Origin of the sequence: Cellulophaga tyrosinoxydans (genome assembly GCF_900176415.1) — a bacterium.
Lineage (GTDB): Bacteria > Bacteroidota > Bacteroidia > Flavobacteriales > Flavobacteriaceae > Cellulophaga > Cellulophaga tyrosinoxydans.
Map to the genome: position 1 here is coordinate 1 of NZ_FWXO01000011.1, position 1,087 is coordinate 1,087.

Consider the following 1,087-nt stretch of genomic DNA (forward strand, 5'->3'; position numbering starts at 1 on the left):
TCACCTTCAACACATATAGAATGCTCCCCTACCCCTCTGTACCGAGTACAGAAGCCATAGCTTCGGTGGTATACTTATGCCCGATTATTATCCATGCGGAATCGCTCGACCAGTGAGCTGTTACGCACTCTTTAAATGAATGGCTGCTTCCAAGCCAACATCCTGGCTGTCAATGCAATTCCACCGCGTTATATCAACTTAGTATACACTTGGGGACCTTAGCTGATGGTCCGGGTTCTTTCCCTCTCGGACATGGACCTTAGCACCCATGCCCTCACTGCTGTGAAACATTTTATAGCATTCGGAGTTTGTCAGGAATTGGTAGGCGGTGAAGCCCCCGCATCCAATCAGTAGCTCTACCTCTATAAAACTATCACAACGCTGCACCTAAATGCATTTCGGGGAGTACGAGCTATTTCCGAGTTTGATTGGCCTTTCACCCCTACCCACAGGTCATCCCAAGACTTTTCAACGTCAACGGGTTCGGTCCTCCACTTTGGGTTAACAAAGCTTCAACCTGCCCATGGGTAGATCACACGGTTTCGCGTCTACTACTACTAACTATGGCGCCCTATTCAGACTCGCTTTCGCTACGGCTCCGATCCTTAAAATCTTAACCTTGCTAGTAAAAGTAACTCGTAGGCTCATTATGCAAAAGGCACGCCGTCACCCCAAAGGGCTCCGACCGCTTGTAAGCGTATGGTTTCAGGATCTTTTTCACTCCGTTATTCACGGTTCTTTTCACCTTTCCCTCACGGTACTGGTTCACTATCGGTCTCTCAGGAGTATTTAGCCTTACCGGATGGTCCCGGCAAATTCATACAAGGTTTCACGTGCCCCGCACTACTCAGGATACCACTATCAATAACGTTCTTTACTTGTACCGGGCTATCACCGTCTACGGCTCCTCTTTCCAAAGGATTCCAATTCATTACGCATCAAATGTCGTGGTCCTACAACCCCAATACTGCCGAAACAGTATTGGTTTGGGCTAATCCGCGTTCGCTCGCCACTACTAACGGAATCACTTTTGTTTTCTCCTCCTCCGGCTACTTAGATGTTTCAGTTCACCGGGTTTGCTTCTCTT

At 48.2% G+C, this 1,087-nt stretch carries 1 rRNA gene; it reads right to left on the reverse strand.

The features are described 5' to 3' along the window. A 23S ribosomal RNA gene (locus tag B8963_RS15810) occupies positions 1 to 1,087 on the reverse strand; the annotation flags it as partial.